This is a genomic window from Mesorhizobium sp. C268A (genome assembly GCF_040324475.1).
Taxonomy (GTDB): domain Bacteria; phylum Pseudomonadota; class Alphaproteobacteria; order Rhizobiales; family Rhizobiaceae; genus Mesorhizobium.
Genome location: NZ_JAMYVX010000003.1, coordinates 190,509 through 210,672 on the forward strand (window position 1 = coordinate 190,509; position 20,164 = coordinate 210,672).

Annotated in this window: 26 protein-coding genes; 12 read left to right on the forward strand and 14 right to left on the reverse strand. The window is 62.3% G+C overall.

Annotation, left to right across the window (positions count from 1 at the left end; all coding sequences use genetic code 11):
- Nucleotides 1-227: 227 nt before the first annotated feature.
- From panB to NKL06_RS27825, 4 genes are all read left to right on the forward strand, one after another.
- On the forward strand, nt 228-1,058 hold the full coding sequence (gene panB / locus NKL06_RS27810) for a 3-methyl-2-oxobutanoate hydroxymethyltransferase (protein WP_023691219.1): 831 nt from the start codon (nt 228-230) through the stop codon (nt 1,056-1,058).
- 11 nt (nt 1,059-1,069) lie between these two features.
- Nucleotides 1,070-1,927, forward strand: a complete 858-nt coding sequence (gene panC, locus NKL06_RS27815; protein WP_023691218.1) for a pantoate--beta-alanine ligase — start codon at nt 1,070-1,072, stop codon at nt 1,925-1,927.
- A gap of 223 nt (nt 1,928-2,150) precedes the next feature.
- Nucleotides 2,151-3,311 carry a helix-turn-helix transcriptional regulator gene (locus tag NKL06_RS27820; RefSeq protein WP_050592994.1) on the forward strand — a complete coding sequence of 387 codons (1,161 nt, stop codon included), beginning with the start codon at nt 2,151-2,153 and terminating at the stop codon, nt 3,309-3,311.
- A 182-nt stretch (nt 3,312-3,493) separates the two neighbouring features.
- A complete protein-coding gene (locus NKL06_RS27825) occupies nt 3,494-4,894 on the forward strand; it encodes an ArnT family glycosyltransferase (protein ID WP_050587003.1) in 1,401 nt (466 codons plus the stop codon).
- A 16-nt stretch (nt 4,895-4,910) separates the two neighbouring features.
- On the opposite strand, the gene NKL06_RS27830 is transcribed toward NKL06_RS27825, so the two are convergent.
- The 4 genes from NKL06_RS27830 to NKL06_RS27845 form a co-directional block, all read right to left on the reverse strand.
- Complete coding sequence (locus NKL06_RS27830; protein ID WP_023807389.1) at nt 4,911-5,399, reverse strand: GNAT family N-acetyltransferase; 489 nt, start codon at nt 5,397-5,399, stop codon at nt 4,911-4,913.
- A 4-nt stretch (nt 5,400-5,403) separates the two neighbouring features.
- The gene (gene gatB / locus NKL06_RS27835) at nt 5,404-6,903 is read right to left on the reverse strand and encodes an Asp-tRNA(Asn)/Glu-tRNA(Gln) amidotransferase subunit GatB (RefSeq protein ID WP_023691215.1); all 1,500 of its coding nucleotides are present in this window, start codon (nt 6,901-6,903) and stop codon (nt 5,404-5,406) included.
- A 200-nt stretch (nt 6,904-7,103) separates the two neighbouring features.
- The gene (locus NKL06_RS27840) at nt 7,104-7,535 is read right to left on the reverse strand and encodes a CBS domain-containing protein (protein WP_023667498.1); all 432 of its coding nucleotides are present in this window, start codon (nt 7,533-7,535) and stop codon (nt 7,104-7,106) included.
- A gap of 125 nt (nt 7,536-7,660) precedes the next feature.
- On the reverse strand, nt 7,661-8,428 hold the full coding sequence (locus NKL06_RS27845; protein ID WP_023691214.1) for a rhomboid family intramembrane serine protease: 768 nt from the start codon (nt 8,426-8,428) through the stop codon (nt 7,661-7,663).
- A gap of 41 nt (nt 8,429-8,469) precedes the next feature.
- On the opposite strand from NKL06_RS27845, the gene NKL06_RS27850 reads away from it, so the two are divergent.
- The 4 genes from NKL06_RS27850 (at nt 8,470) to NKL06_RS27865 (ending at nt 11,102) form a co-directional block, all read left to right on the forward strand.
- Nucleotides 8,470-8,709 carry a hypothetical protein gene (locus NKL06_RS27850; RefSeq protein WP_155927147.1) on the forward strand — a complete coding sequence of 80 codons (240 nt, stop codon included), beginning with the start codon at nt 8,470-8,472 and terminating at the stop codon, nt 8,707-8,709.
- Nucleotides 8,710-8,827: 118 nt separating this feature from the next.
- Entirely contained in the window at nt 8,828-9,463 is a 636-nt protein-coding gene (locus NKL06_RS27855; protein WP_023691213.1) for a PAS domain-containing protein, read from the forward strand.
- 124 nt (nt 9,464-9,587) lie between these two features.
- A complete protein-coding gene (locus NKL06_RS27860; RefSeq protein ID WP_023667501.1) occupies nt 9,588-10,205 on the forward strand; it encodes a PilZ domain-containing protein in 618 nt (205 codons plus the stop codon).
- Between the two features lie 288 nt (nt 10,206-10,493).
- Nucleotides 10,494-11,102, forward strand: a complete 609-nt coding sequence (locus tag NKL06_RS27865) for a transglutaminase-like cysteine peptidase (RefSeq protein WP_023691212.1) — start codon at nt 10,494-10,496, stop codon at nt 11,100-11,102.
- A 244-nt stretch (nt 11,103-11,346) separates the two neighbouring features.
- Here the strand turns inward: NKL06_RS27865 and NKL06_RS27870 are convergent, their stop codons facing one another.
- Both NKL06_RS27870 and NKL06_RS27875 read right to left on the reverse strand, forming a co-directional pair.
- The gene (locus NKL06_RS27870; protein ID WP_023691211.1) at nt 11,347-11,874 is read right to left on the reverse strand and encodes a gamma carbonic anhydrase family protein; all 528 of its coding nucleotides are present in this window, start codon (nt 11,872-11,874) and stop codon (nt 11,347-11,349) included.
- An 83-nt stretch (nt 11,875-11,957) separates the two neighbouring features.
- Nucleotides 11,958-12,326, reverse strand: coding sequence for a DUF6949 family protein (locus NKL06_RS27875; RefSeq protein WP_023691210.1), 369 nt, complete (start codon nt 12,324-12,326; stop codon nt 11,958-11,960).
- Nucleotides 12,327-12,436: 110 nt separating this feature from the next.
- Here NKL06_RS27875 and NKL06_RS27880 point away from each other — a divergent pair, with 110 nt between their 5' ends.
- On the forward strand, nt 12,437-13,162 hold the full coding sequence (locus NKL06_RS27880) for a hypothetical protein (protein WP_023667505.1): 726 nt from the start codon (nt 12,437-12,439) through the stop codon (nt 13,160-13,162).
- 255 nt (nt 13,163-13,417) lie between these two features.
- Here the strand turns inward: NKL06_RS27880 and NKL06_RS27885 are convergent, their stop codons facing one another.
- Both NKL06_RS27885 and cysE read right to left on the reverse strand, forming a co-directional pair.
- Entirely contained in the window at nt 13,418-13,621 is a 204-nt protein-coding gene (locus tag NKL06_RS27885; protein ID WP_006200852.1) for a DUF3126 family protein, read from the reverse strand.
- A gap of 255 nt (nt 13,622-13,876) precedes the next feature.
- Entirely contained in the window at nt 13,877-14,725 is an 849-nt protein-coding gene (cysE, locus tag NKL06_RS27890; RefSeq protein WP_023691209.1) for a serine O-acetyltransferase, read from the reverse strand.
- A 133-nt stretch (nt 14,726-14,858) separates the two neighbouring features.
- Here cysE and NKL06_RS27895 point away from each other — a divergent pair, with 133 nt between their 5' ends.
- Nucleotides 14,859-15,473: an HD domain-containing protein gene (locus NKL06_RS27895; protein WP_023681513.1), complete on the forward strand. Its 615-nt coding sequence runs from the start codon at nt 14,859-14,861 to the stop codon at nt 15,471-15,473.
- On the opposite strand, the gene NKL06_RS27900 is transcribed toward NKL06_RS27895, so the two are convergent.
- The 6 genes from NKL06_RS27900 to NKL06_RS27925 all read right to left on the reverse strand — a co-directional run bounded on the left by NKL06_RS27900 (nt 15,470) and on the right by NKL06_RS27925 (nt 18,883).
- Nucleotides 15,470-15,970, reverse strand: a complete 501-nt coding sequence (locus NKL06_RS27900; protein WP_023691208.1) for a GNAT family N-acetyltransferase — start codon at nt 15,968-15,970, stop codon at nt 15,470-15,472. The two genes, NKL06_RS27895 and NKL06_RS27900, sit on opposite strands and share 4 nt — an antisense overlap.
- A gap of 39 nt (nt 15,971-16,009) precedes the next feature.
- Nucleotides 16,010-16,324 carry a hypothetical protein gene (locus NKL06_RS27905; protein WP_023744842.1) on the reverse strand — a complete coding sequence of 105 codons (315 nt, stop codon included), beginning with the start codon at nt 16,322-16,324 and terminating at the stop codon, nt 16,010-16,012.
- A gap of 70 nt (nt 16,325-16,394) precedes the next feature.
- Complete coding sequence (locus NKL06_RS27910; RefSeq protein ID WP_023741428.1) at nt 16,395-16,766, reverse strand: hypothetical protein; 372 nt, start codon at nt 16,764-16,766, stop codon at nt 16,395-16,397.
- A gap of 56 nt (nt 16,767-16,822) precedes the next feature.
- The gene (locus NKL06_RS27915; protein WP_023681517.1) at nt 16,823-17,590 is read right to left on the reverse strand and encodes an alpha/beta fold hydrolase; all 768 of its coding nucleotides are present in this window, start codon (nt 17,588-17,590) and stop codon (nt 16,823-16,825) included.
- Nucleotides 17,591-17,600: 10 nt separating this feature from the next.
- Nucleotides 17,601-18,173: a DUF192 domain-containing protein gene (locus tag NKL06_RS27920; RefSeq protein ID WP_023691205.1), complete on the reverse strand. Its 573-nt coding sequence runs from the start codon at nt 18,171-18,173 to the stop codon at nt 17,601-17,603.
- A gap of 113 nt (nt 18,174-18,286) precedes the next feature.
- Nucleotides 18,287-18,883, reverse strand: a complete 597-nt coding sequence (locus tag NKL06_RS27925; RefSeq protein ID WP_031210305.1) for a cold-shock protein — start codon at nt 18,881-18,883, stop codon at nt 18,287-18,289.
- A gap of 355 nt (nt 18,884-19,238) precedes the next feature.
- Between NKL06_RS27925 and NKL06_RS27930 the strand changes: the two genes are divergently transcribed.
- Together NKL06_RS27930 and NKL06_RS27935 are read left to right on the forward strand one after the other, a co-directional pair.
- Nucleotides 19,239-19,679: a VOC family protein gene (locus NKL06_RS27930; RefSeq protein WP_023681520.1), complete on the forward strand. Its 441-nt coding sequence runs from the start codon at nt 19,239-19,241 to the stop codon at nt 19,677-19,679.
- 133 nt (nt 19,680-19,812) lie between these two features.
- On the forward strand, nt 19,813-20,106 hold the full coding sequence (locus NKL06_RS27935) for a DUF2218 domain-containing protein (protein ID WP_023691204.1): 294 nt from the start codon (nt 19,813-19,815) through the stop codon (nt 20,104-20,106).
- The last annotated feature ends 58 nt before the right edge of the window (nt 20,107-20,164 follow it).

The window sequence follows — 20,164 nt, forward strand, 5'->3', positions numbered from 1 at the left end:
TGCCGAAACGCTCGGTCATTGGCCGATCCATTTCGCACCTGCGAACCGACGCTTGCCAAGCCGGCTGCGTCTTCCTAAAGCTCTCATCGCCCGGCGCTGCCGAATGACCCCGAAAATCGAAATCGATTTTCGGAAAGGATCATGCGCAAACCCAAGTGCTACAGCGTCCTTTGCGCGTCCACGGGACGCGCGGCGCTGTAGTCAACGCCGGCTGCGGGAGGTGAGGAATGGCCTTAGCTGTCGCCAGGATCAGTGCGGAGACAATACGCGCCCGCAAGGGCGGCGTGCCGATCGTATGCCTTACCGCTTACACCTATCCCGTCGCCCGCCTGCTCGACGATCATGTCGACCTTCTCCTGGTCGGCGACAGCGTTGCCATGGTGCTGCATGGCCACAAGACCACGCTTGGCGCCTCGCTGGAGATGATGATCGCCCATGGCCAGGCCGTGATGCGCGGCTCGGCAAAGGCCTGCGTGGTGGTCGATATGCCGGCCGGCAGCTACGAGACTTCGGCCGCGCAAGCCCTTGCCTCGGCGCGCCGCATCTCTGAGGAAACCGGCTGCCAGGCGGTGAAGCTGGAAGGCGGCGTCGAAGTCGCCCTCCAGATCGCGGCAATCGTCGCGGCCGGCATTCCAGTGATGGGCCATATCGGCTTGCAGCCGCAATCGGTGGAAAAGGACGGTGGCTACAAGATCAAGGGCCGCACCCCGGAGAATGTGGCCGCGCTCATGCGCGACGCCGACGCGGTCGCAAAGGCCGGCACGTTTTCGCTGGTCATCGAGGGCACGGTCGAGACCGTTGCCGCCGACCTCACCCGGCGCATTGCCATTCCCACCATTGGCATCGGCGCCAGCCGCGATTGCGACGGCCAGATCCTGGTCATCGACGACATGGTCGGCCTGACGGTCGACCGGGTGCCGAAATTCGTCAAGGAATACGCCGATTTGCGCAGCGCGGTCGCCGATGCCGCGGCGCGCTACGCGGCGGAGGTGCGCAGCCGCACCTTCCCCGGGCCGGGCCACGTCTTTTCAGCCGCGAGCGACAAGGACAAGGCATGAACCGGCCCCCCATCAGCCAGCCGCTCGTCGTCGACACCGTGCCCGGCCTTCGCGCGCAGATCCGCGAATGGCGGCGCGAAGGCCTGAGCGTCGCCATGGTGCCGACCATGGGCGCTTTGCATGACGGCCATATCTCGCTGGTCAGGGCCGCGCTCGCAACCGCCGATCGCTGCGTCGTCTCGATCTTCGTCAACCCGGCCCAGTTCGCCCCCACTGAAGATCTCGACAAGTATCCGCGGCAGCTGGCCCGCGATCTCGACCGGCTGACCGAGGCCGGCGCACAGCTTGCCTTCACGCCTACGGTTTCCGAAATGTATCCGGCAGGCTTTGCGACGAAGATTTCGGTCGGCGGCCCGTCTTCTGGCCTGGAATCGGATTTCAGGCCGACCTTCTTCGAGGGCGTCGCCACGGTCGTGGCCAAGCTCTTTCTGCAAGCCCTGCCCGACTACGCCATCTTCGGCGAAAAAGACTACCAGCAGCTTTGCGTCGTCCGAAAGCTCTGCCGCGATCTTGACCTTCCGGTGGAAATCGTCGGCGCGCCAACCGTGCGCGATGCGCATGGCCTGGCAATGTCGTCGCGCAACGCCTATCTCGACGCCGCCGAACTCGACGTCGCGCGACAGCTCAATGTCATCTTGCGCCAGACGGCGGCAGCGCTCGCGGCCGGCGCCGATGAAAACGGCGTGACCGGCAAAGCCACTGCCGCGCTTCTCGAGGCAGGCTTCGACAGCGTCGACTATGTCGCCGCGCGCGAGAGCCTGACGCTCACCTCGTGGCGGCGTGACGGCGATGGCCGCCTGCTTGCCGCGGCGTGGCTTGGCAGAACCAGGTTGATCGACAATGTGGAAGTTTCCTCATTTATTCCCTGAAAAATTCCAATTCGGTTCACTTTGATTTGTATCGCAGCCCGGCCCGAGCGCTCTTAGACAACGGCTCATCAGGCACGTTCTGGCCGGCCCGTAGCGCTCACAATACTCCGCACGCCGCTGTGAGACGTTTCACAGACGTAACCAGGCCGGCTATGTTGTGTGCGACCCCAGGCAGAGACAGCGTGTGGCCTGCCACTACGCTGCAATACTTACGAGGCTCTACGTGTCTGTCCAGGCCAACATATTCGGTCCCGCCCTGCCGCAGATCGTCGAAGCGATTTACGATTCAATTGCCGATGTCGGCCGTTGGCCATCGACGCTTGAATCAATCTGCAAATTGGCGCTCGGCCGGCTTGCCATGCTGGCGGTCGTCGATACGGCGAGAAACTCGGCCCGGTTTTCGACTTCCTGCGGCGATCCGGTTCTGCTTGAGCCGCTGCAGCGCGACTACGCCTGCGAGGTGCCCTTCTTCAAGGCGGTGCCGAAGATGGAAATCGACATGCCGTTCACCGTCGATAGCGTCTACGCCCTGCAAGGCCCTGACGCCCGCCAGAACTGGCTCGAAAGCCGCATCGTGCGCGAGTGGGTGGAACCCAACCGTCTCGACGATTTCTTCTGGGTGGCGTTGATGAAGCAGCCGGCGCGCACCGGCACGCTGATGGTGGTTACCGACAAGGACAGGCCTCAGATTTCAGCCAGCGATATCGACCTGATGTCCACGCTCGCCCCCCATGTCCGGCGTGCGGTGACCATCGGCGACCTGTTCGAGGCCGAGCGGCGCAAGGCCGACGTCTTTCGCTCGATCCTCGAGAGCCTCGACCATCCGGTGCTGATCGTCGCCGACGATATGCAGATCATTTTCGCCAATCCGGCAGCCGAAGCCCTGCTCACCGAAACCGCCTCAGTGTCCTCGGTGCGCGGCCAGCTGTCCTTCGCTTATGCCAACGCCAACACCGCCATCGGTCGCGCCGTCCAGCTCGGCACGCGCGACGAATTCGCGCTCGGACCGTCCGGCATCAACATTCCGCTGGTGAAGGCCATGTCTCCGGCGGTGGCGCATGTCATGCCTCTGGCGCGACGCGACATTTCGGCCCGCATGTCGCCGCGCGCCGCCGCGGCCATCTTCATTGCCGCCGCCGGCGCCGCATCAGTGCCGGCCCTGGAAGCGATCGCTGCGCTGTTCGGACTGACCGCAGCGGAAAAGCGTGTCGCCGGCCATGTCGCCGCCGGGCTGACACGGCGTGAAATCGCGGCTGCCAGCGGCGTCTCGGACGGCACCGTCAAATCACAGCTGGCAACCATCTTCGACAAGACCGCCACCGGCGACCAGCGAGAGCTGGAACTCCTGATGCGCGAATTGACGCCGCCGCTGCGCTCGGCCTGAAGCCATACTCGGAGCCAATCGTCAAATTTTTCAACTATTTGCCGGTACGCAGGCGTAATCCACAATACCAAGCCGGCATCGTTGCAATTCGGCCAAAATCATGGTGCGGTTCTGCTCCGGTCCGGAGACGGTGCATCGTGCACGACCGGACGTGGAAACCATTTCCTGGGCGGTCCCCGAACTTGATACCGACACGAATTGAACGGCTGCTGCCTTACCTCTTCCTGCTGGCCCTGCTTTGCATCGCGCTCGCTTTCCGTCCGCTACTGCCGGTCGATGAGACGCGCTATCTCAGCGTCGCCTGGGAGATGTATCTCGGTGGACATGTCTTCGTACCGACGATGAACTTTGCGCCCTATCTGCAGAAGCCGCCGCTGTTGTTCTGGCTCATCGATCTCGTCTGGAACATCTTCGGTGTGAGCCGCGCGGCGGCGATGCTCGTCATCTTCGCTGCCTCGTCGCTGGTCATCTGGCTGACGACACTTCTGGCCAAAACCCTGTTTCCCGAGCGCCAGGAAATCGCCAGTCGCATCCCCTGGCTGGTGGCCGGCAGCACCGTCTTTGTCATCTATTCGACCCTGATCCTGTTCGACATGCTTTTGACGGCCTGTGTGGTCGCCGCACTGCTGGCGTTGCTGGGCTTCGCCAGGACCGGCAACCGCTGGCAGGCGGTGCTGGCGGGTCTCTTCATCGGGCTCGGCGTGCTGGCCAAAGGCCCGGTCGTGCTCATTCACATCGGCGCGCCCGTCCTGCTCTATCCCCTCTGGCGTGACCGGCGAGCCGGCCTTGCCCCTTTGCAGTTCTTTGCCGGAGCCGGCCTGGCAATTCTCGCCGCCCTTGCCCCGGTCGCTATATGGCTGGCGCCCGCGACCATCCTGACCAAGGGCAGTTTCGTCTACGATCTCGTCTGGAACCAGTCGGCGGGTCGGGTTACCGGAAGCCTGCACAATTCGCATGGCCGGCCGTTTTACTTTTACCTGATGCTGTTGCCGCTCATGTTCGTGCCCTGGGCCTTTATCCCCCCGGTGTGGCGGCTGAGGCCGGTTGCCCGGATACGCAGCCTGATCGACACCAAATCCCCGGATCTGCGTGCCCTGCGCCTGCTGTCGTTCTCGTTCATTGCGGTGCTGCTGGTCTTCAGCGCCATATCCGGCAAGCAGCCGCACTATGTCGTGCCGGCACTACCGTTCGCGACCATTCTGCTGGGCTACTTCATGGCCGAGATTTCAGTCGCCAGGCTGAGGGCGACGGCCTTTGTCATGCTTGCCCTTTTCGCCATCGGCCACGCCGCCGCCTCGGCGACCGTGTTCAAACGCTACGATCTCACGTCGCTGGCGAGCTTCATCGACGAACGAAAGGACGCGGACTGGGCCGTCGCTTACGATTATCAGGGCGAGGTCGGTTTCCTTGGGCGAATAGAGAAGCCATTCGAGAACGCCGACAAGCCTGAGGAATGGCTCAAGTCTCATCCCGGCGGCTACGTCATCGAAAAGCAATCGAAAGATCCGGGCACATCCGAACAGATCGCCTTCCGGCAGCCGGTGGAACGCGGCTATCTGGTCGTCCTGAAGGGACAGCACTGAACGTTTCGTCGGACGCCTATCCCAGCGGCTTCTCGAAGATCAGCGCCGGCAACCCCGAACCGCCGCCGCAATCGGCGGTGCTGCCGACCGGCAAAAATCCCTTCGAACGGTAGAAGGCGATGGCCGGCACGTTGGCCTCTTCCACTTCGACGCGCAACCTGTTCGCCTCGGGAAAGCTGGCTTCGACCTCGTCCAGCAAGGCCTGGCCGATGCCTTGCCGCTGGCAGGCCGGCAGTACATAGAGCTGGTTCAGCAGCACGATCTTCGCATCCGTCGTTGCGGCGGCAAAAGCCATGCCGCCGATACGCTTGCCGTCATCGGCGACCAGGAATTCCGAGTTCGGCCTTGTCAGCCGCGCCTTGAGCGAGGCGATCGAATGCCAGTCGTCGATAATTTCGATCACCCGCTGGGCGCCATAGATCGCGTCGTAGGTTGCGTGCCAGGTTTCGACCAGCAGCGCGCGGACAGCGGCAAGGTCACGTTCGCTGGCGGTGCGGACGAACATTGTTCTATTCGATACCGAGCTTGGCCTTGACCAGATCGTTGACCGCCTGCGGGTTGGCCTTGCCGCCGGTGGCTTTCATCACCTGGCCGACGAACCAGCCGGCCATGGTCGGCTTGGCGCGAGCCTGCTCGACCTTGTCGGGGTTGGCGGCGATGACTTCGTCGACCGCCTTCTCGATGGCGCCGGTGTCCGTGACCTGCTTCATGCCGCGGCTTTCGACCAGCTGGCGCGGATCGCCGCCCTCGTTCCAAACGATCTCGAACAGATCCTTGGCGATCTTGCCGGAGATGGTGCCTTCCTTGATCAGGTCGATCACGGCACCGAGCTGCTCCGGTGTTACAGGAGCATTTTCAATGTCCTTGCCGGCCTTGTTAAGCTGGCCGAGCAGGTCATTGATGACCCAGTTGGCGGCAAGCTTGCCGTCGCGGCCCGAGGCCACCTGCTCGAAATAGTCGGCGATCGGCTTTTCCGACACCAGGATCGAGGCGTCGTAGATCGACAGGCCAAGTGAGGAGATCAGGCGCGCCTTCTTGTCGTCGGGCAGTTCCGGCAACTCCTTGGCCAGCGCGTCGACATAGGCCTGGTCGAACTCCAGCGGCAAAAGGTCGGGATCGGGGAAGTAGCGGTAGTCATGCGCCTCTTCCTTGCTGCGCATCGAGCGCGTCTCGCCTTTGACGGCGTCGAACAGCCTGGTTTCCTGGTCGATCTTGCCGCCATCCTCGAGGATGGCGATCTGGCGGCGCGCCTCGAACTCGATGGCCTGGCCGATGAATCGGATCGAATTGACGTTCTTGATCTCACAGCGCGTACCGAATTCGCCGCCGGGCTTGCGAACGGAGACGTTGACGTCGGCGCGCATCGAGCCTTCGTCCATGTTGCCGTCGCAAGTGCCGAGATAGCGCACGATGGTGCGCAGCTTGGTGACATACGCCTTGGCCTCGTCGGCGGAGCGCATGTCCGGCTTGGAGACAATCTCCATCAGCGCCACGCCGGAGCGGTTGAGATCGACATAGGACATGGTCGGATGCTGGTCGTGCATCGATTTGCCGGCGTCCTGCTCCAGGTGCAGGCGCTCGATGCCGATCTCGATGTCCTCGAACTCGCCCTGCCGGTCGGGACCGACCGAAATGACGATCGTGCCTTCGCCGACGATCGGCTGCTTGAACTGCGATATCTGGTAACCCTGCGGCAGGTCGGGATAGAAATAGTTTTTCCGGTCGAACACCGACTTGTGGTTGATCTGCGCCTTCAATCCGAGGCCGGTGCGGATCGCCTGCTTGACGCATTCATCATTGATGACCGGCAGCATGCCGGGCATGGCCGCGTCGACGAGGCTGACATTGGCGTTGGGCGCCGCGCCGAAAGTCGTCGACGCCCCGGAAAACAGCTTTGCTTCCGAGGTCACCTGCGCATGAACCTCGAGGCCGATGATGATCTCCCAATCGCCGGTGGCGCCGGGAATAAAACGTTTGGCATCGGGCGTGCGGGTATCGATAAGGGTCATGGTGGCCTGCGCTTTTGGCTCGCGAAAACTGCGATTTTCGCGAATTTGGGTATCGGTCTTCGCTAGTGCAAACCGCTTCGCGAGACAAGCGCCCAAAGCAGCGCAGAGCAGCGGGCTGGCCTTTTCAGCCCTTTCGGCCGCTCGGCAACCGATGAATGAACGCCGCCGGCCGGTATTCGGTCGGCGGTTTCTTCGTCAGGTCAGGCTGTTGCGATGTAGGCCCTGATCTCGTCGGCCTCGCGCTCGACATCCTCGATGCGGCGCTTGACCACGTCGCCGATCGACACGATCCCGTCGAGCAGCCCATCCTTTTCCACCGGCAGATGGCGGAAACGGCCTTTGGTCATGATCTCCATCACTTCGTTGACCGTGTGGTTCTCGTTGCAGATCTTCACTTTCGGCGTCATCGCCGAGCGTACCGTTATATCAAGTGCGGCAGCGCCTTCCCTGGCAACGACCCGCACGATGTCACGCTCGGAAAGGATGCCGACGATCTTGCGATCGCCATTGGTGATGACCAGTGCACCGATCTTGTGGTCGGCCAGGATTCGAATGGCTTCGCTGAGCTTTACATTCGGCCCGAGCGTGAACACGTCATGGCCTTTTCTCTCGAGAATTGCCTTAACCGTCATGGCGTCCTCCTCCTCCTGCTTGGCTAGCCAGTTCCCGCCCTGACCGGCTTCACATAAGAGTGAACATCGTGCGCCGTGATCGGTTGCTTTTCAAGTGTGCCAGTGGGGTGCGCCAATAGAGTGCGCTAGTCGGGGGTGCGCTGGTCGTCGGGGATCTCCCATTCAGGCGCCCGCCAGCGCCGGTCGAACCAGCGCAATCCGAAGAAGCCTGCGACGAGGCCGCCAACGTGCGCTTCCCAGGCGATCTGGCCGGGTTCTCCGAGCCCGAGACCGTAAAGGCCGGTGGCGAGGTTGATGACCATCCAGGCGCCGAGAAAATTGACGACGCCGCGCATGCGCAAAACGACTGCGATCGGCAGCACGGGACCGGCAAAGGCCGCCCTGCCGGAGGAGCGGTCGGTACGGAACCCGAAGCGAGCCGCCGCACCCATCATGCCCGATATCGCCCCGGAAGCGCCGACCAGCGGTGCTTCGCCATATGGATGGACCGCCCAGAACAGCACCACCGCAGCCAGCCCGGTGGCGGCGAAAAACAAGGCGAACCAGAACCAGCCGAGACGGTTGGCCAGCGGCGACCCGAAGGCGGCCAGCGCAACCATGTTGATGGCAATGTGGGCAACGCCACCATGCATGAAGGCATAGGTGAAAGGACGGGTGAAGAGGAACCAGTCGAAACCGTATTGGCCGGTGTAGAGGACCGGAATGAAGGCGCCGTCGGTGAGCAATGTTATCTGCTGCTCTTCGGTCAGCACATATTGCTGCAGCAGGAAGACGGCAACGCAGATGCCGATCACCGCCAGCACCGCCGGTGGCAGGTTGAACACCGGCTCGCGGCGCGGCGGCGGCGCCTCCGCGGTCTGTTCGGTCTCCAGGGGGCCGGCCGGTTCGCTCATATGCTCTGATCCAGGGATTTGCGTGTCGCGAGCACTAGGCCATGCCCGGACAAATCACAAACTACGAATCACAAAGCGCGAATCACAAACCGCGAATCAAAAAGAAGCCGTCCAAGGTTTCCCTTGAACGGCTGGTCGAGCCCCCTGCTCCCCTAAAACTATTGACCGAAGTGCTGTTGGTCGTCGCGAAACGACCGCTTCTGGAGTGGTTTTGGTGTGCCATGGCAAGCCTGCGCGCGCAACGTAAACCACTTGTTAACCTTAACGCCCCCGACCCGTGAACAAGTCTTAACGACGCTGGCACGCATCCTGCTCCGGAACGCATGTAGGTCATCGGAGGGCGCCCTTTCTGTTCACCGATGGGACCATCAGACGGCAGAATGCGCGGAGTTTCATAGCATGAACCAGAACGGATCAATCGCGCTGTTCCATTATTGGAATCGCCTGCGTCATGGACGTCCTGCCCCAAAGCGTTCGGAGGTCGAACCGGCCGACATCAAGGCGCTTTTGGCCGACACCTTCATCCTGGAAAGGGATACGCGCGGCGAAGCGGTGTTCCGGCTCGCCGGCACCAGGCTTTGCGCCGGCTACGGCCGCGAGCTCAAGGGGTTTTCGTTCCCCTCGCTATGGCGTGAGAAGGACCAGCGGCTGGTGTCGCGCCTCATTCACGGCGTTTTCGAGCAGAAATCCGTGGTGTCGATCACTTATGAGGGATTCAGCCGCAACGGCCGTTCCAACCACTTCGAACTGCTTGCGCTGCCGCTCGATGGCGGCGTCGAGAACCCGCGCTGCCTCGGCGTCATCAGCGCCGTGGAAAAGCCGTTCTGGCTGGGCGCCGACCCGATCACCGATGCGCTGATCGATGCCATCCGCGTCATCGATCCCGACAAGGACCCGATGTTCCTGAAAAACCGGCCGGAAATATCCGTTCCGTCGTTGGCTCCCGAACTCGAAGCGCCGGAGACCATCTCGGCGCTCGGTCGGTCGCGCCGTATCCGCCACCTCGTCGTGTTCGACGGCGGGCGCGAGCAATAGTCTCCAAGCCGGCGCTAATCTTAACTATCGGGGGCCTACTTTTCCCCTTTGTTAACCTGCTTGGCTGTAGTTTTTGCCGAGATTCCACGCACGACGCGGGAATGCCAACGGGGTGTAGGCAGTCATGAGGTCAGCGGCGGTCGAATACGCACCGTCCCGCGCCGAAAGGCGTAATTTTCAGCGCGTCCGGGTCAAGATCTACGGGCGCTTCATGCTGGAGGACCGCACCGAGCACCCTTGCCAGGTCGTCGATATGTCGCCGGGCAATGTCGCGTTGCGCACCGAGCGCGTCGGCATGCCGGGCGAAAAAATCATTGCCTATATCGATCATATCGGCCGCATCGAGGGCGTGGTGACGCGCACCTCGCAGGACGGCTTCGCCATGACCGTCATTGCTTCGGATCGCAAGAAGGACAAGCTTGCCGCGCAGTTGACCTGGCTCGCCAACAAGCATGAACTCGACCTGCCGGAAGACCGCCGCCACGAACGCGTGGCGCCGCGCAATCCGACAAGCGTGCTGCAGCTCACCGACGGGCGCCAGTATCAGTGCCGCATCATCGACCTGTCGCTGTCGGGCGCGGCGGTCGAGATCGACGTCAAGCCGGCGCTCGGCATCCAGGTGATGCTGGGCACCATGCGTGGCCAGGTGGTGCGTCATTTCGAGGATGGCGTCGCCATCGAATTCGCCGTCATCCAGCGCCCGGAAACGCTCGATTCCGAGTTCAACGCCCCGCGCGCCTGAACGATCGGCAACAGGCAGCAAAAACGAACCGGCCCTGCGCGGCCGGTTTTTTGTTGCCGGCGTTCCGCCTGCCTCTCCAGCTTGTAGCGGCACGCAGCAAATCCACGGCTCCACCCGGAAATCCGCGCCCCGACACCGCGGTTTTACGCCGAGACCTGAACGATTTTATATTAAAATAGGTCAAATTTTACGCGTATTCTATTGAGGTTTTACTCAATGTCTACTTCGGGTTTTTGCGTCAAATAAATCCAACGCTGTCATTGTCTCCTCAAACGGGGAGACTGACGAATGGCAAAGACGTGGGGCAAGCTGTTGCTCTTGGCAATGGCGATGCAGCTTTCCGCTTGGGGAACGGCGCAAGCAGCAGGACCGGCCTACATGCACACTGGCGGCCGCACGACACAGCCGGTCGGTCACTACGAATTCTGCCAGAAGCTGCCGCAGGAGTGCGCTCAGCGCACGCCGAAGCAGGCACCGGTCGAACTGACCCGCAAGCTGTGGGCGGCGATCGTCGACGTCAACAATTCGGTCAACACCCGGATCGTGCCGCGCACCGACATGGAAATGTGGGGTAAGGAAGAGGTCTGGTCCTATCCCGACAGCGGCTTCGGCGACTGCGAGGACTATGCGCTGGAGAAGCGCCGCGAATTGATGGCGATCGGCGTTCCCGCCGGCAATCTCTTGATGACCGTGGCGCGCCAACAAAATGGCGACGGCCACGCGGTGCTGACCGTGCGCACCAGCCTCGGCGAGTTCATCCTCGACAATCTGGAGTCCAAGGTGCTGTCCTGGACCGACACCGACTATACATACCTGAAGCGCCAGTCCGACCAGAATTCCGGCGTGTGGGTGACGATCAATGACGGTCGCGCCGACGCGGTTGCCAGCGTCCGCTAGGACGCCATCACAGAGGTCAAGCACATCGAATAATGCGACGTGCCTAACGAGAAAGCCCGGTCGAGTCCCCACCCTCCCCGTCCCCAACGACCGGGTTTTAAGGAGCCGGCCCCGTCCCCGGGCCGGCTCCACCATTTCAGACCATGATCCCGAGCCGAAGGACCGCGGCAGCGAAAAGTGAGAACCGGTTTTTGCTGCGCTGACCTGCCGTTCGGAAAAGATCATCGTCAAACAGGAATAGAGTTCAGGCCTTCTTCAGCCCCGCCTTGAAGCGCTTGCCGTTTGCGACATAGTGCGCGGCCGAGGCGCGCAGCCTGGCGACAGCGGCATCGTCCAGCGTCCTGATCACCCGCCCGGGCGAGCCGACGATCAGGCAATTGTCGGGGAACTCCTTGCCTTCGGTGACCAGTGCGCCGGCGCCGACCAGGCAATTCCTGCCGATCCTGGCGCCGTTGAGCACGATGGCGCCCATGCCGATCAGGCTGTTGTCGCTGATCGTGCAGCCATGCAGCAAGGCGCGGTGGCCGATCGTGCAACCCTGCCCGATCGTCAGGGAAAAACCGGGATCGGTGTGCATCACCGTGTGTTCCTGGACATTGCTGTCGGCGCCGATGACGATCGGCTCATTGTCACCGCGGATGACTGCGCCAAACCAGAAGCCGGCATTGCGACCGACGCTGATGTCGCCTATCAAGGTCGCATCGGGCGCGATCCAGTTGCTGTCGGCATCCTCGAAACGGGGCGATTTTCCGTCGATTGCATAGGTCGGCATTTCCAGTCTCCGATTCGTCGCAGGCCGGACAAACCCTAGAACAATCCTGGGAAAACCGCGTAGCGGTTTCCCCAGCAATTGCCTCAAGGCAAATACCGCGCAAGCGATTCCACCAAAAGCTGAAGCGCACCAGGAGAGCCAATGCCCCAGGAGACAATGGCGATCAGCACGATGCCCAGCGCCAGCGCCCAGGCGATCACCGTGCAGCCGCAGGACACCAGCATCAGCGTGGAAATACGGCCTTCGCGCCGCGCATCGAGCGCATCGTTGGCGAGCATGAACGGACCGGCGCAAGCGGTCGCGGCCAGCGAGCGCAGGATGTACGCCGGCGACACATAAGGCTCGGCAAAGGCAAGCCGGCGGCCCGCCGCCAGTTCCATCACAGACCCGGTAAGCCCGCAGGCGGTGAGGCCGACGGCGAAAGCGAAGAGAACGGGCAGCAGCAGGCTCATCTTTACCTTCCGTTTACCATGAAATCGCACAGTCGCGTCCAGCGCAGCAAGAGCCATGCCGCGGCATGTGTGCCGCCCAGGGACAGAGGGCGGCGACTATGGGGATTGCGATGAAGCAGGCAGCGACCGCAGAAGAGTTCAACGTCGTCGATTCCGTGCTGATGAAGCGGGTGTTCTATGCTTTTGCCGCATTGGCGCTGCTGTCGCTGGCGATCAGCCTTGGCGGAAAATGGTTCGGCCGCTCGATCGCCATGGCCGGCTACACCGACGACACCACGGTCCACAGGGTAGTGATCGGCAACAATGTCATTGCCGTGCCGGCCAACGCCATCCGCTTCCTGCAGGCGCGCCGCGACGGCATCGCTTCGCGCCTCGACCTCTATCTGCGCTATCCCCAGATGGACGGCTACAGCGAAGCCGCCCGCGACGATTTCAACCACACGGGGGCCGCCAAAAACATCATCTTCCTGTCGTTTGAACCGCAGATGATGTCGCGCGACATGAGCGGCCGTTTCGCGCCGATCTATAGCGCGCTCATCAGCCAGCCCGGCGCGCCCGGCCCCGGCGGCACGACGATTTACGGTTTTACGGAAAAATCAGGCTATCTCAACGAGGTGCTCGCGGTCGCCGGCCGGGCCGGCAAGGACCCGTTCGTCGCCCGCTGCCTGAGCGGACCGAGCGCCGAGGAATCGCTGGCGCCCTGCGAGCGGGACATCCAGGTCGGCGACAGCCTCAGCCTGACCTACCGCTTTCCCCGGGAGTTGCTGGGCAACTGGCCGGCGCTTGACGCCGCTATCGTCGCCGAGGCCACGCGCGTCTTAAAGACCGCACGGTAGCGGCCCTCTGCTTTTGTCATACACGGGCGCGAAGCCGCGCGGACCCGAGGATCCGTTCCATGCCCTTAAGGCAGCGAAGCGGTGCAGAATTACTGTTGGGAAGCAGCAGAGGCAGTTCTGGACCGCCACATTCCTGAGCCGAGGCCCGGAATGTATCCCAGGGTCTCAGCGACGCCGCTCTGCGGCTGCTTCTCCCCGGGATGACGATGGCGCAGCTGGCTGCCGCCAATCGCCGAAGTCCGTAGCCGTCTGGGCTCAGGCCAGATCGATGTCGAGGATCGCCATCGAGAAATTATAGTCGCCGTCGTCCTCGTCCTTGAAGACGATGCCGAGGAACTCGTCGCCGACATAGACCTCGGCCGAATCTTCCTTGCGCGGCCGCGCCTTCACCTCGAGTTTGGGATTCTGGAAGACGCGCTTGAAATAGGCGTCCAGCTTTCTGATTTCGTCCGGCTTCAAAAGTCTTCTCCGATCGTCGGGCTTGCTCGTTGGAACGCGCTTCTGGCACGTCGACAATGGCGATGTAAAGGCAAGCCGGCTGGATAGAACGCGAACCCTGGGGCCGGATGATTTCAGGTCGAATCCAAATCCGCCTCTAAATCAAGGAGGTAGAGCATGATGTCGTCCGAAAACCGCCTCACACGTTTCGGCATCATGCTCCAGGGGCAACGGCGCCGGCAACCGGACTCAGTCCGGCACGCCGGGTGTTGCAAATCAGATGTCGAAGCTGACGACCTGATCCATCGACTGCGACGGCAAAAGCTGGTCCATCTGCCGCGAAGGCTGGTCGCAGCCGGTCTCGCCGACGACGCGGGCCGGTACGCCGGCAACCGTCTTGTTGTGCGGCACCGGCGACAGCACGACCGAGCCTGCCGCGATCTTCGAGCAATGGCCGATCTCGATATTGCCGAGAATCTTGGCGCCGGCGCCGATCAGCACGCCGTAACGGATCTTGGGGTGACGGTCGCCGCCGGCTTTGCCGGTGCCGCCCAGCGTCACGCCATGCAGGATCGACACATCGTCCTCGATCACCGCCGTCTCGCCCACGACGAGGCCGGTGGCGTGGTCGATGAAGATGCCCTTGCCGATGCGGGCGGCCGGGTTGATGTCGGTCTGGAACACCGAGGACGAGCGGCTCTGCAGATAGAGCGCGAAATCCTTGCGGCCCTGATTCCACAGCCAATGTGCCAGCCTGTGCGTCTGGATGGCATGGAAACCCTTGAAATAGAGCACCGGCATGATGAAGCGGTCGCAGGCCGGATCGCGGTCGTAATAGGCCTGGATGTCGACACGCACGATCGACGACCATTCCTTGTCGTCGGCCAGCATCGACTTGAACGTCTGGCGGATGAGGTCGGAGCCGATGTCCTGATGCGCGAGCCGCTCGGCGAGCCGATGGATGACAGCTTCCTCCAGGCTCTCCTGGTTGAGGATGGTCGAATAGAGGAACGCCGCCAGAAGCGGGTCGCGGTTGACCGCTTCCATCGCCTCGTCGCGGACCGAACGCCAGATCGGATCGATCGGCTGGACCATTGTGGGGCGGGAAATGCTGATGCTGTTCATCGACGTCTTGTCCTGCGTCCTGGCCGCTTGCCTATTCTCCGGCGGCACATATAAGCCAGATCATAGCACGATTGAACTCAATTTTCCTTAGTGCTCGGTGAAATGGATTTGGTTCACGGAAATTCAAGCCGCCATGGAAAACGAACCCTTGATCGACGCTCCGCTGAAACGCGCGCTCTCCGCGCTCTATCAAGCTCCGGATCGCCACTATCACAACCTCGCCCATATAGAGGCGTTGCTGGCGCTGGCGGACGAATATCGAGCATCGCTGCATGATTCCGGCGCCGTCGAAGCCGCAATCTGGTTCCATGACGCCATCTATGACAGCCGCGCCAAGGACAACGAGGCCAGGAGTGCGGCACTTGCGCAGGACAAACTTGCCGCCCGCACCGATCCGGAGCGCCTCGGCCGCATAGCGGCGATGATCGTCGCCACCGCCACGCATGAACTGCCCAGCCTTCAACCACGGTGCCTTGCCGATGAGAACGCCCTCCGCGACGCAGCGCTTTTCCTCGACATGGACCTGGCGATCCTGGGTGCGTCAGCCGACGCTTTCGACGCCTATGAACAAGCGGTCCGCCGCGAATATGGCTGGGTCGAGGAGCCGATGTGGCGCGCCGGTCGCGGCGCGATTCTCAAGACTTTCCTCGCGCGCCAGCATATTTTTCACACGCAGGAATTCCGCCAGAGGTTCGAGCCCCAGGCCAGGCAAAACCTGGCGCGGTCTCTAGAAACGCTCAAATCCTAATCCGGAAATGTCTCCATGCGCTGCGCATAGGCTTTGAACCCGGCGCGCCTGTAGACCGATTGCGCAGCCGGATGGTCGTATGTGTCGGTATGAAGCCAGACCCCTTGCGGCGCGTGCGACCAGATGGCGCGAAGCGCCTGGTCGAGCAGGAACGGCCCAAGCCTGCGACCCTGGAAGACGGGGACCAGCCCGAAATGAACCAGCTCGACCTCAGGCTGGCCGACGCCGTTGAATTCGCACAGACCAGCCGCTTCGCCCTCGACGCGCAGCACATGGATATATGTCGAGGGCAGCGCCAGCAGGCGCTCGAGCTCTTCCGCCGGCATGCGCAGCCGCTGGTCCCACTGCACCGGCTCGCCGACAGCGCGGTAGAGGCTGAGATAGGCGGCGCGGTCCAGCCTCTCACGCACAACCCTGGCACTTGCCGCCGGGTTGGCGCGCGCAGGCGCCAGATCGGCCTGGCGCATTTCCATATAGGTGACGAAAAGTTCAACCAAAGCGGCACCGCCTCCGGCTGCAAGCCAGACGAAGATCGATCACCTGAAGGCGCCAACGGACTTGGTCGCCGCCCAAACAAAGAACAGGCCGATCACCAACGACAGCCCGTTGAGGAGGATACCCATGATGCCGAGGACATGATTGTCGTTTGAACGTCCCAGTGCCATCAAGCCAAAAACCACGCCGGTGATGTGCGCCAGCGGCGCCGCAACGAGAAACACCACCAGAAAAACCCCGCCGAGGACGTTTTGAGCGGCCAGCGACGCCTCGCCTGGCATCAACGCCAGCGTGACCACCGCCGCAAAATCCATTGCGAACGCCAGCAGGGCCAGGATCACCGAGCGTTTGCCCAAGCTGCTCCGCCCCACCACGCCGGGCATTGCTATCGTGCTTCTTCCCCATCCGGCCATTACTCGTCCCCGATCAGGTGAAAGCGCCTATCGTCGATGCCATTGCCACAAGCAGCAGGAAGCCAACCGCCAGGGAGCCGCCGTTGAGCAGGATGCCGACGACCCCAAGCACGCGGCTATCGTTCGAACGCACCAGCGCCATCAGTCCGAAAATCAATCCGGCAATATGCGCCAACGGCCCTGCCAGCAGGAAAACCGCCATGAAGAAACCCGTGGCGATGTTCTGGGCACGCTCGGATGCGTGGGTCGGAAGCGCCACCATTGTGGTCAGCGCCATCACACCGGCACCGAAGGCGAGCAGCGCCAGGATGACGGAACGCTTGCCGAACTTGCTTGTCACGACGGCGCCCGGCAGAGCGTCGGCGCTTCTTCCCCATTGTGCCATTGTTTGCCACCCCTCGCCGGCCGCCCAATCCATATCGCCCGAAAATCGCTTACCGGTTAAAGCGGATTTTCGGCATAAAACTCCAAAACCCGCTGCTTGAAGGTCTTGTCGCCCACAGCCAGCATATGGTCGCGGCCGTCTATGTGAAACACCTTGGCGTTCGGCATCAGCGCGGCGAGCTCGTCGGGCGAGCCGCCGATATCGTCTGTCGTCCCGACCGCAATCAGCGTTGGTTGGGCGATGCGCGTCATGTCGTCTTCGCTGAGCAGTTCGCGCGACGTGGCGATGCAGGCGGCCAGCGCGCGGCGGTCGCTGCGCGTCTGATCGGCAAAGGCGCGAAACGAGCGACCGCGCGGATGGCTGGTGGCGGCCGGATCGTTGGCCAGCAGCGCCTCGGCGATCGGATCCCAGTCGCCGACGCCGTCGACCATGCCGATCCCGAGCCCGCCGAAGACAAGCGTCGCCACCTTGTCGGGATCCGACAGTGCCAGGAACGCCGCGATGCGCGCGCCCATCGAATAGCCCATGACATGCGCGCGGCCGATGCCAAGATGGTCGAGCAGGGCCGCCGCGTCCGAGCCCATCTTGGCCGGGGTGTAGTCGGCCTCGTCATAGCTTTTCGACGACGAGCCGTGGCCGCGATTGTCGAAGGCGATGGCGCGATAGCCGGCATCGTTCAGCGTCTTGAACCAGCCGGGCGATACCCAGTTGACATAGTGGCTGGAGGCAAAGCCGTGGATCATCAGCACCGGATCGCCCGCCCCCGACGCCGGCTGGCGGTCGAGGAAGGCGAAGTCGAACCCGTCATGGGAGAAGAATTGCATCGGGAGCGGCTCAGCCGGCGCCGGGCGTGGGCGCGTTGCCCTTGTCCGATGGCGGCATGCCGGGGCCGGACACCGTGCCGACGGCCGGATGGCGCAGCAGATCGCCATGGTCGATGCCGTTTTTGGCGGCGGTGCCGGCCTTGAGCTCCAGCACGAAGCGCACTGGCACACCCGGCGAGATGACTGCATCGGACAATGGAGTGCCGTGCTTGACGGCCCGGACCTTGCCGTCCTGTCCAACAAAGATCAGGTCGAGCGGCATCGGCGTGTTGTGCATCCAGAAGCCGACCTGCTTCTGCATCTCGAAGACGAACAGCATGCCATGATTGTCGGCCATATCCTGGCGATACATCAGGCCGGCCTCGCGTTCCGAGTCGGTGTCGGCGACTTCGATCGAAAAGGATTTATCGCCCCCTTTCGTCGCCACGACCAAGGGTGTCGGATCGACGGGAAGGATCATCGCCTGACCGCCGGCGATCGTCTGCTGGGATGCGGTCGGCTGCCCGGAATAGAAGTAAGCGCCTGCGGCTACCGCAACGATGACGCAGAGCGCGCCCGCTGTCAGCCAGTTCCTGTACGCCATTGGAAATCCTCGACCAAAGACCATGATCCCTAAAAGTGGTCTCAGGTATTCGGATAAGATCGTGGTGAAACCAAGAAAAACGCCGTCCTGACTTCCTCAGGAAGGCTCGCGTCCTAATGCGCGACCGGCAAGGTGCCCATATCAGGGTGAATCTCGGCAGCCATGAGGCCCTTTTCACCGCGTCCGAAACGCACCAGCACGACCTGTCCGGGCCTGAGCTCGGTGATGCCATAGCGGCGCAGCGTCTCCATATGGACGAAGATATCCTCGGTGCCCTCGCCGCGCGTCAGAAAGCCGAAGCCCTTGGTGCGGTTGAACCACTTGACCAGCGCCCGCTCGAGCCCGCTTTCCGGCGTCACCGCCACATGGGTGCGCTGTTCCTGCATCTCGGCCGGATGGACCGCGGTGGTGGTGTCCATGGACAGCACCCGGAAAGCCTGCAAACCACGGTCGCCATGCTTGACAAGGCACACGACACGCGCGCCCTCCAATGCCGTCTGAAAACCGTCCTTTCGAAGGCAGGTGACATGGAGGAGGATGTCGCCCGAAGAACCGTCATCGGGCAGTATGAAACCGTAGCCCTTGGCCACGTCGAACCATTTGATGGCGCCGGCGATTTCGACAAGGTCGGCGCTATCGCCGCCACTGTCACTCTTCAGGGCGTCGTCAAGGTTCTCATCCCGCCTCGTGAAAGAGGCCTTATCCCCCATAAGAACGCCCCCTTTTTTTCAAGAAAACCGCAAGTGATTCTTGACATTAGATTAACACCGCCGCTTCCGGGGTGTGCAAGACCTGCCGTGCCTTTTTTCACGGTTGAATACAGGAATAGCTGACTTGTTGTTTGCCGGCGTCGCTGCCGACAGCAATGACGATCCGTCAAGGCGGTCAACCGGTCGGCAATTTGCAAGGGATTTCGCCGAAATCGGCAACCACTTGTGTCCGTCGCTTTTGTCGGAGCAATCTGATTTTTCCAAAACCGGTGACCACTTTCAGTCGATGCTCGTTGCCCTTCGGCGGGGTGGACCTTATGTTGCCTCGCAACCCAAACATCCCCGAGGAAATCCCATGCGCTACCTCCACACAATGGTCCGTGTCGCCGACGTCGATGTCTCGCTCGATTTCTACTGCAACAAGCTCGGCCTTAAGGAAGTGCGCCGCTACGAAAACGAGCAGGGCCGCTTCACGCTGATCTTCCTCGCCGCCTCCGAGGATGTAGAAAGCGGCATCACTGAGAAGGCGCCGCTGATCGAACTGACCTACAATTGGGACCCGGAGGAGTATAAGGGCGGACGCAATTTCGGCCACCTCGCCTATGAGGTCGACGACATCTACGCCACCTGTCAGCATCTGATGGACAATGGCGTCGTCATCAACCGGCCGCCGCGCGACGGCAACATGGCCTTCGTCAAGTCGCCGGACGGCATCTCCTTCGAACTGCTGCAGAAGGGCCCGGCCAAGCCCAAGGCTGAGCCGTGGGCATCGATGCCGAACACCGGCACCTGGTAGCGATCACGCCATCTTGAGCGAGGCGGCCGCGCCGACAAGCCGGCCGCCTTTGCCATTTCGAGCAACGGCACCTATTTACCTGCCTGTCGCGCCAGCCAAGCAAAGCCAGTGCCTCACCCAGGAGAATTCATTTATGCCGACCAGCCGTGCCGATGTCTCCACCGCGTATGCCAGCCGCTATTTGCAGCAGTTGTGCAAGCACTGGGCGCACAAATTTCCCGTCGAGTTCGATCTGAACCACGGCACCATCGATCTGTCGCTCGGCCGCACGGTTCTCGATGCCGATGCGGCAGCGCTGCATATCACGGTGTCGACGGATGAAAGCGGATCGCTGGAGCGCATGGAGAGCGTTGTTGCCGATCACATCAAGCGCTTTGCCTTCCGCGAGGAACTGACTTTCGAGTGGAAGCAGGCTCCGGCGACCTGATCTGCTGTCAGCCGCAACGCCGAACGCCGGAAGCTGCCAGCCCCGGGCGACGTTATGG

Coding starts and splice junctions, on each gene's coding strand:
- panB (WP_023691219.1), top strand. CDS start 228: ATGGCCTTAGCTGTCGCCAGGATCAGTGCGGAGACAATACGCGCCCGC.
- NKL06_RS27830 (WP_023807389.1), bottom strand. CDS start 5,399: ATGTTCGTCCGCACCGCCAGCGAACGTGACCTTGCCGCTGTCCGCGCG.
- gatB (WP_023691215.1), bottom strand. CDS start 6,903: ATGACCCTTATCGATACCCGCACGCCCGATGCCAAACGTTTTATTCCC.
- NKL06_RS27840 (WP_023667498.1), bottom strand. CDS start 7,535: ATGACGGTTAAGGCAATTCTCGAGAGAAAAGGCCATGACGTGTTCACG.
- NKL06_RS27845 (WP_023691214.1), bottom strand. CDS start 8,428: ATGAGCGAACCGGCCGGCCCCCTGGAGACCGAACAGACCGCGGAGGCG.
- NKL06_RS27850 (WP_155927147.1), top strand. CDS start 8,470: ATGCCCGGACAAATCACAAACTACGAATCACAAAGCGCGAATCACAAA.
- NKL06_RS27855 (WP_023691213.1), top strand. CDS start 8,828: ATGAACCAGAACGGATCAATCGCGCTGTTCCATTATTGGAATCGCCTG.
- NKL06_RS27860 (WP_023667501.1), top strand. CDS start 9,588: ATGAGGTCAGCGGCGGTCGAATACGCACCGTCCCGCGCCGAAAGGCGT.
- NKL06_RS27865 (WP_023691212.1), top strand. CDS start 10,494: ATGGCAAAGACGTGGGGCAAGCTGTTGCTCTTGGCAATGGCGATGCAG.
- NKL06_RS27870 (WP_023691211.1), bottom strand. CDS start 11,874: ATGCCGACCTATGCAATCGACGGAAAATCGCCCCGTTTCGAGGATGCC.
- NKL06_RS27875 (WP_023691210.1), bottom strand. CDS start 12,326: ATGAGCCTGCTGCTGCCCGTTCTCTTCGCTTTCGCCGTCGGCCTCACC.
- NKL06_RS27880 (WP_023667505.1), top strand. CDS start 12,437: ATGAAGCAGGCAGCGACCGCAGAAGAGTTCAACGTCGTCGATTCCGTG.
- cysE (WP_023691209.1), bottom strand. CDS start 14,725: ATGAACAGCATCAGCATTTCCCGCCCCACAATGGTCCAGCCGATCGAT.
- NKL06_RS27895 (WP_023681513.1), top strand. CDS start 14,859: ATGGAAAACGAACCCTTGATCGACGCTCCGCTGAAACGCGCGCTCTCC.
- NKL06_RS27910 (WP_023741428.1), bottom strand. CDS start 16,766: ATGGCACAATGGGGAAGAAGCGCCGACGCTCTGCCGGGCGCCGTCGTG.
- NKL06_RS27915 (WP_023681517.1), bottom strand. CDS start 17,590: ATGCAATTCTTCTCCCATGACGGGTTCGACTTCGCCTTCCTCGACCGC.
- NKL06_RS27920 (WP_023691205.1), bottom strand. CDS start 18,173: ATGGCGTACAGGAACTGGCTGACAGCGGGCGCGCTCTGCGTCATCGTT.
- NKL06_RS27925 (WP_031210305.1), bottom strand. CDS start 18,883: ATGGGGGATAAGGCCTCTTTCACGAGGCGGGATGAGAACCTTGACGAC.
- NKL06_RS27930 (WP_023681520.1), top strand. CDS start 19,239: ATGCGCTACCTCCACACAATGGTCCGTGTCGCCGACGTCGATGTCTCG.
- NKL06_RS27935 (WP_023691204.1), top strand. CDS start 19,813: ATGCCGACCAGCCGTGCCGATGTCTCCACCGCGTATGCCAGCCGCTAT.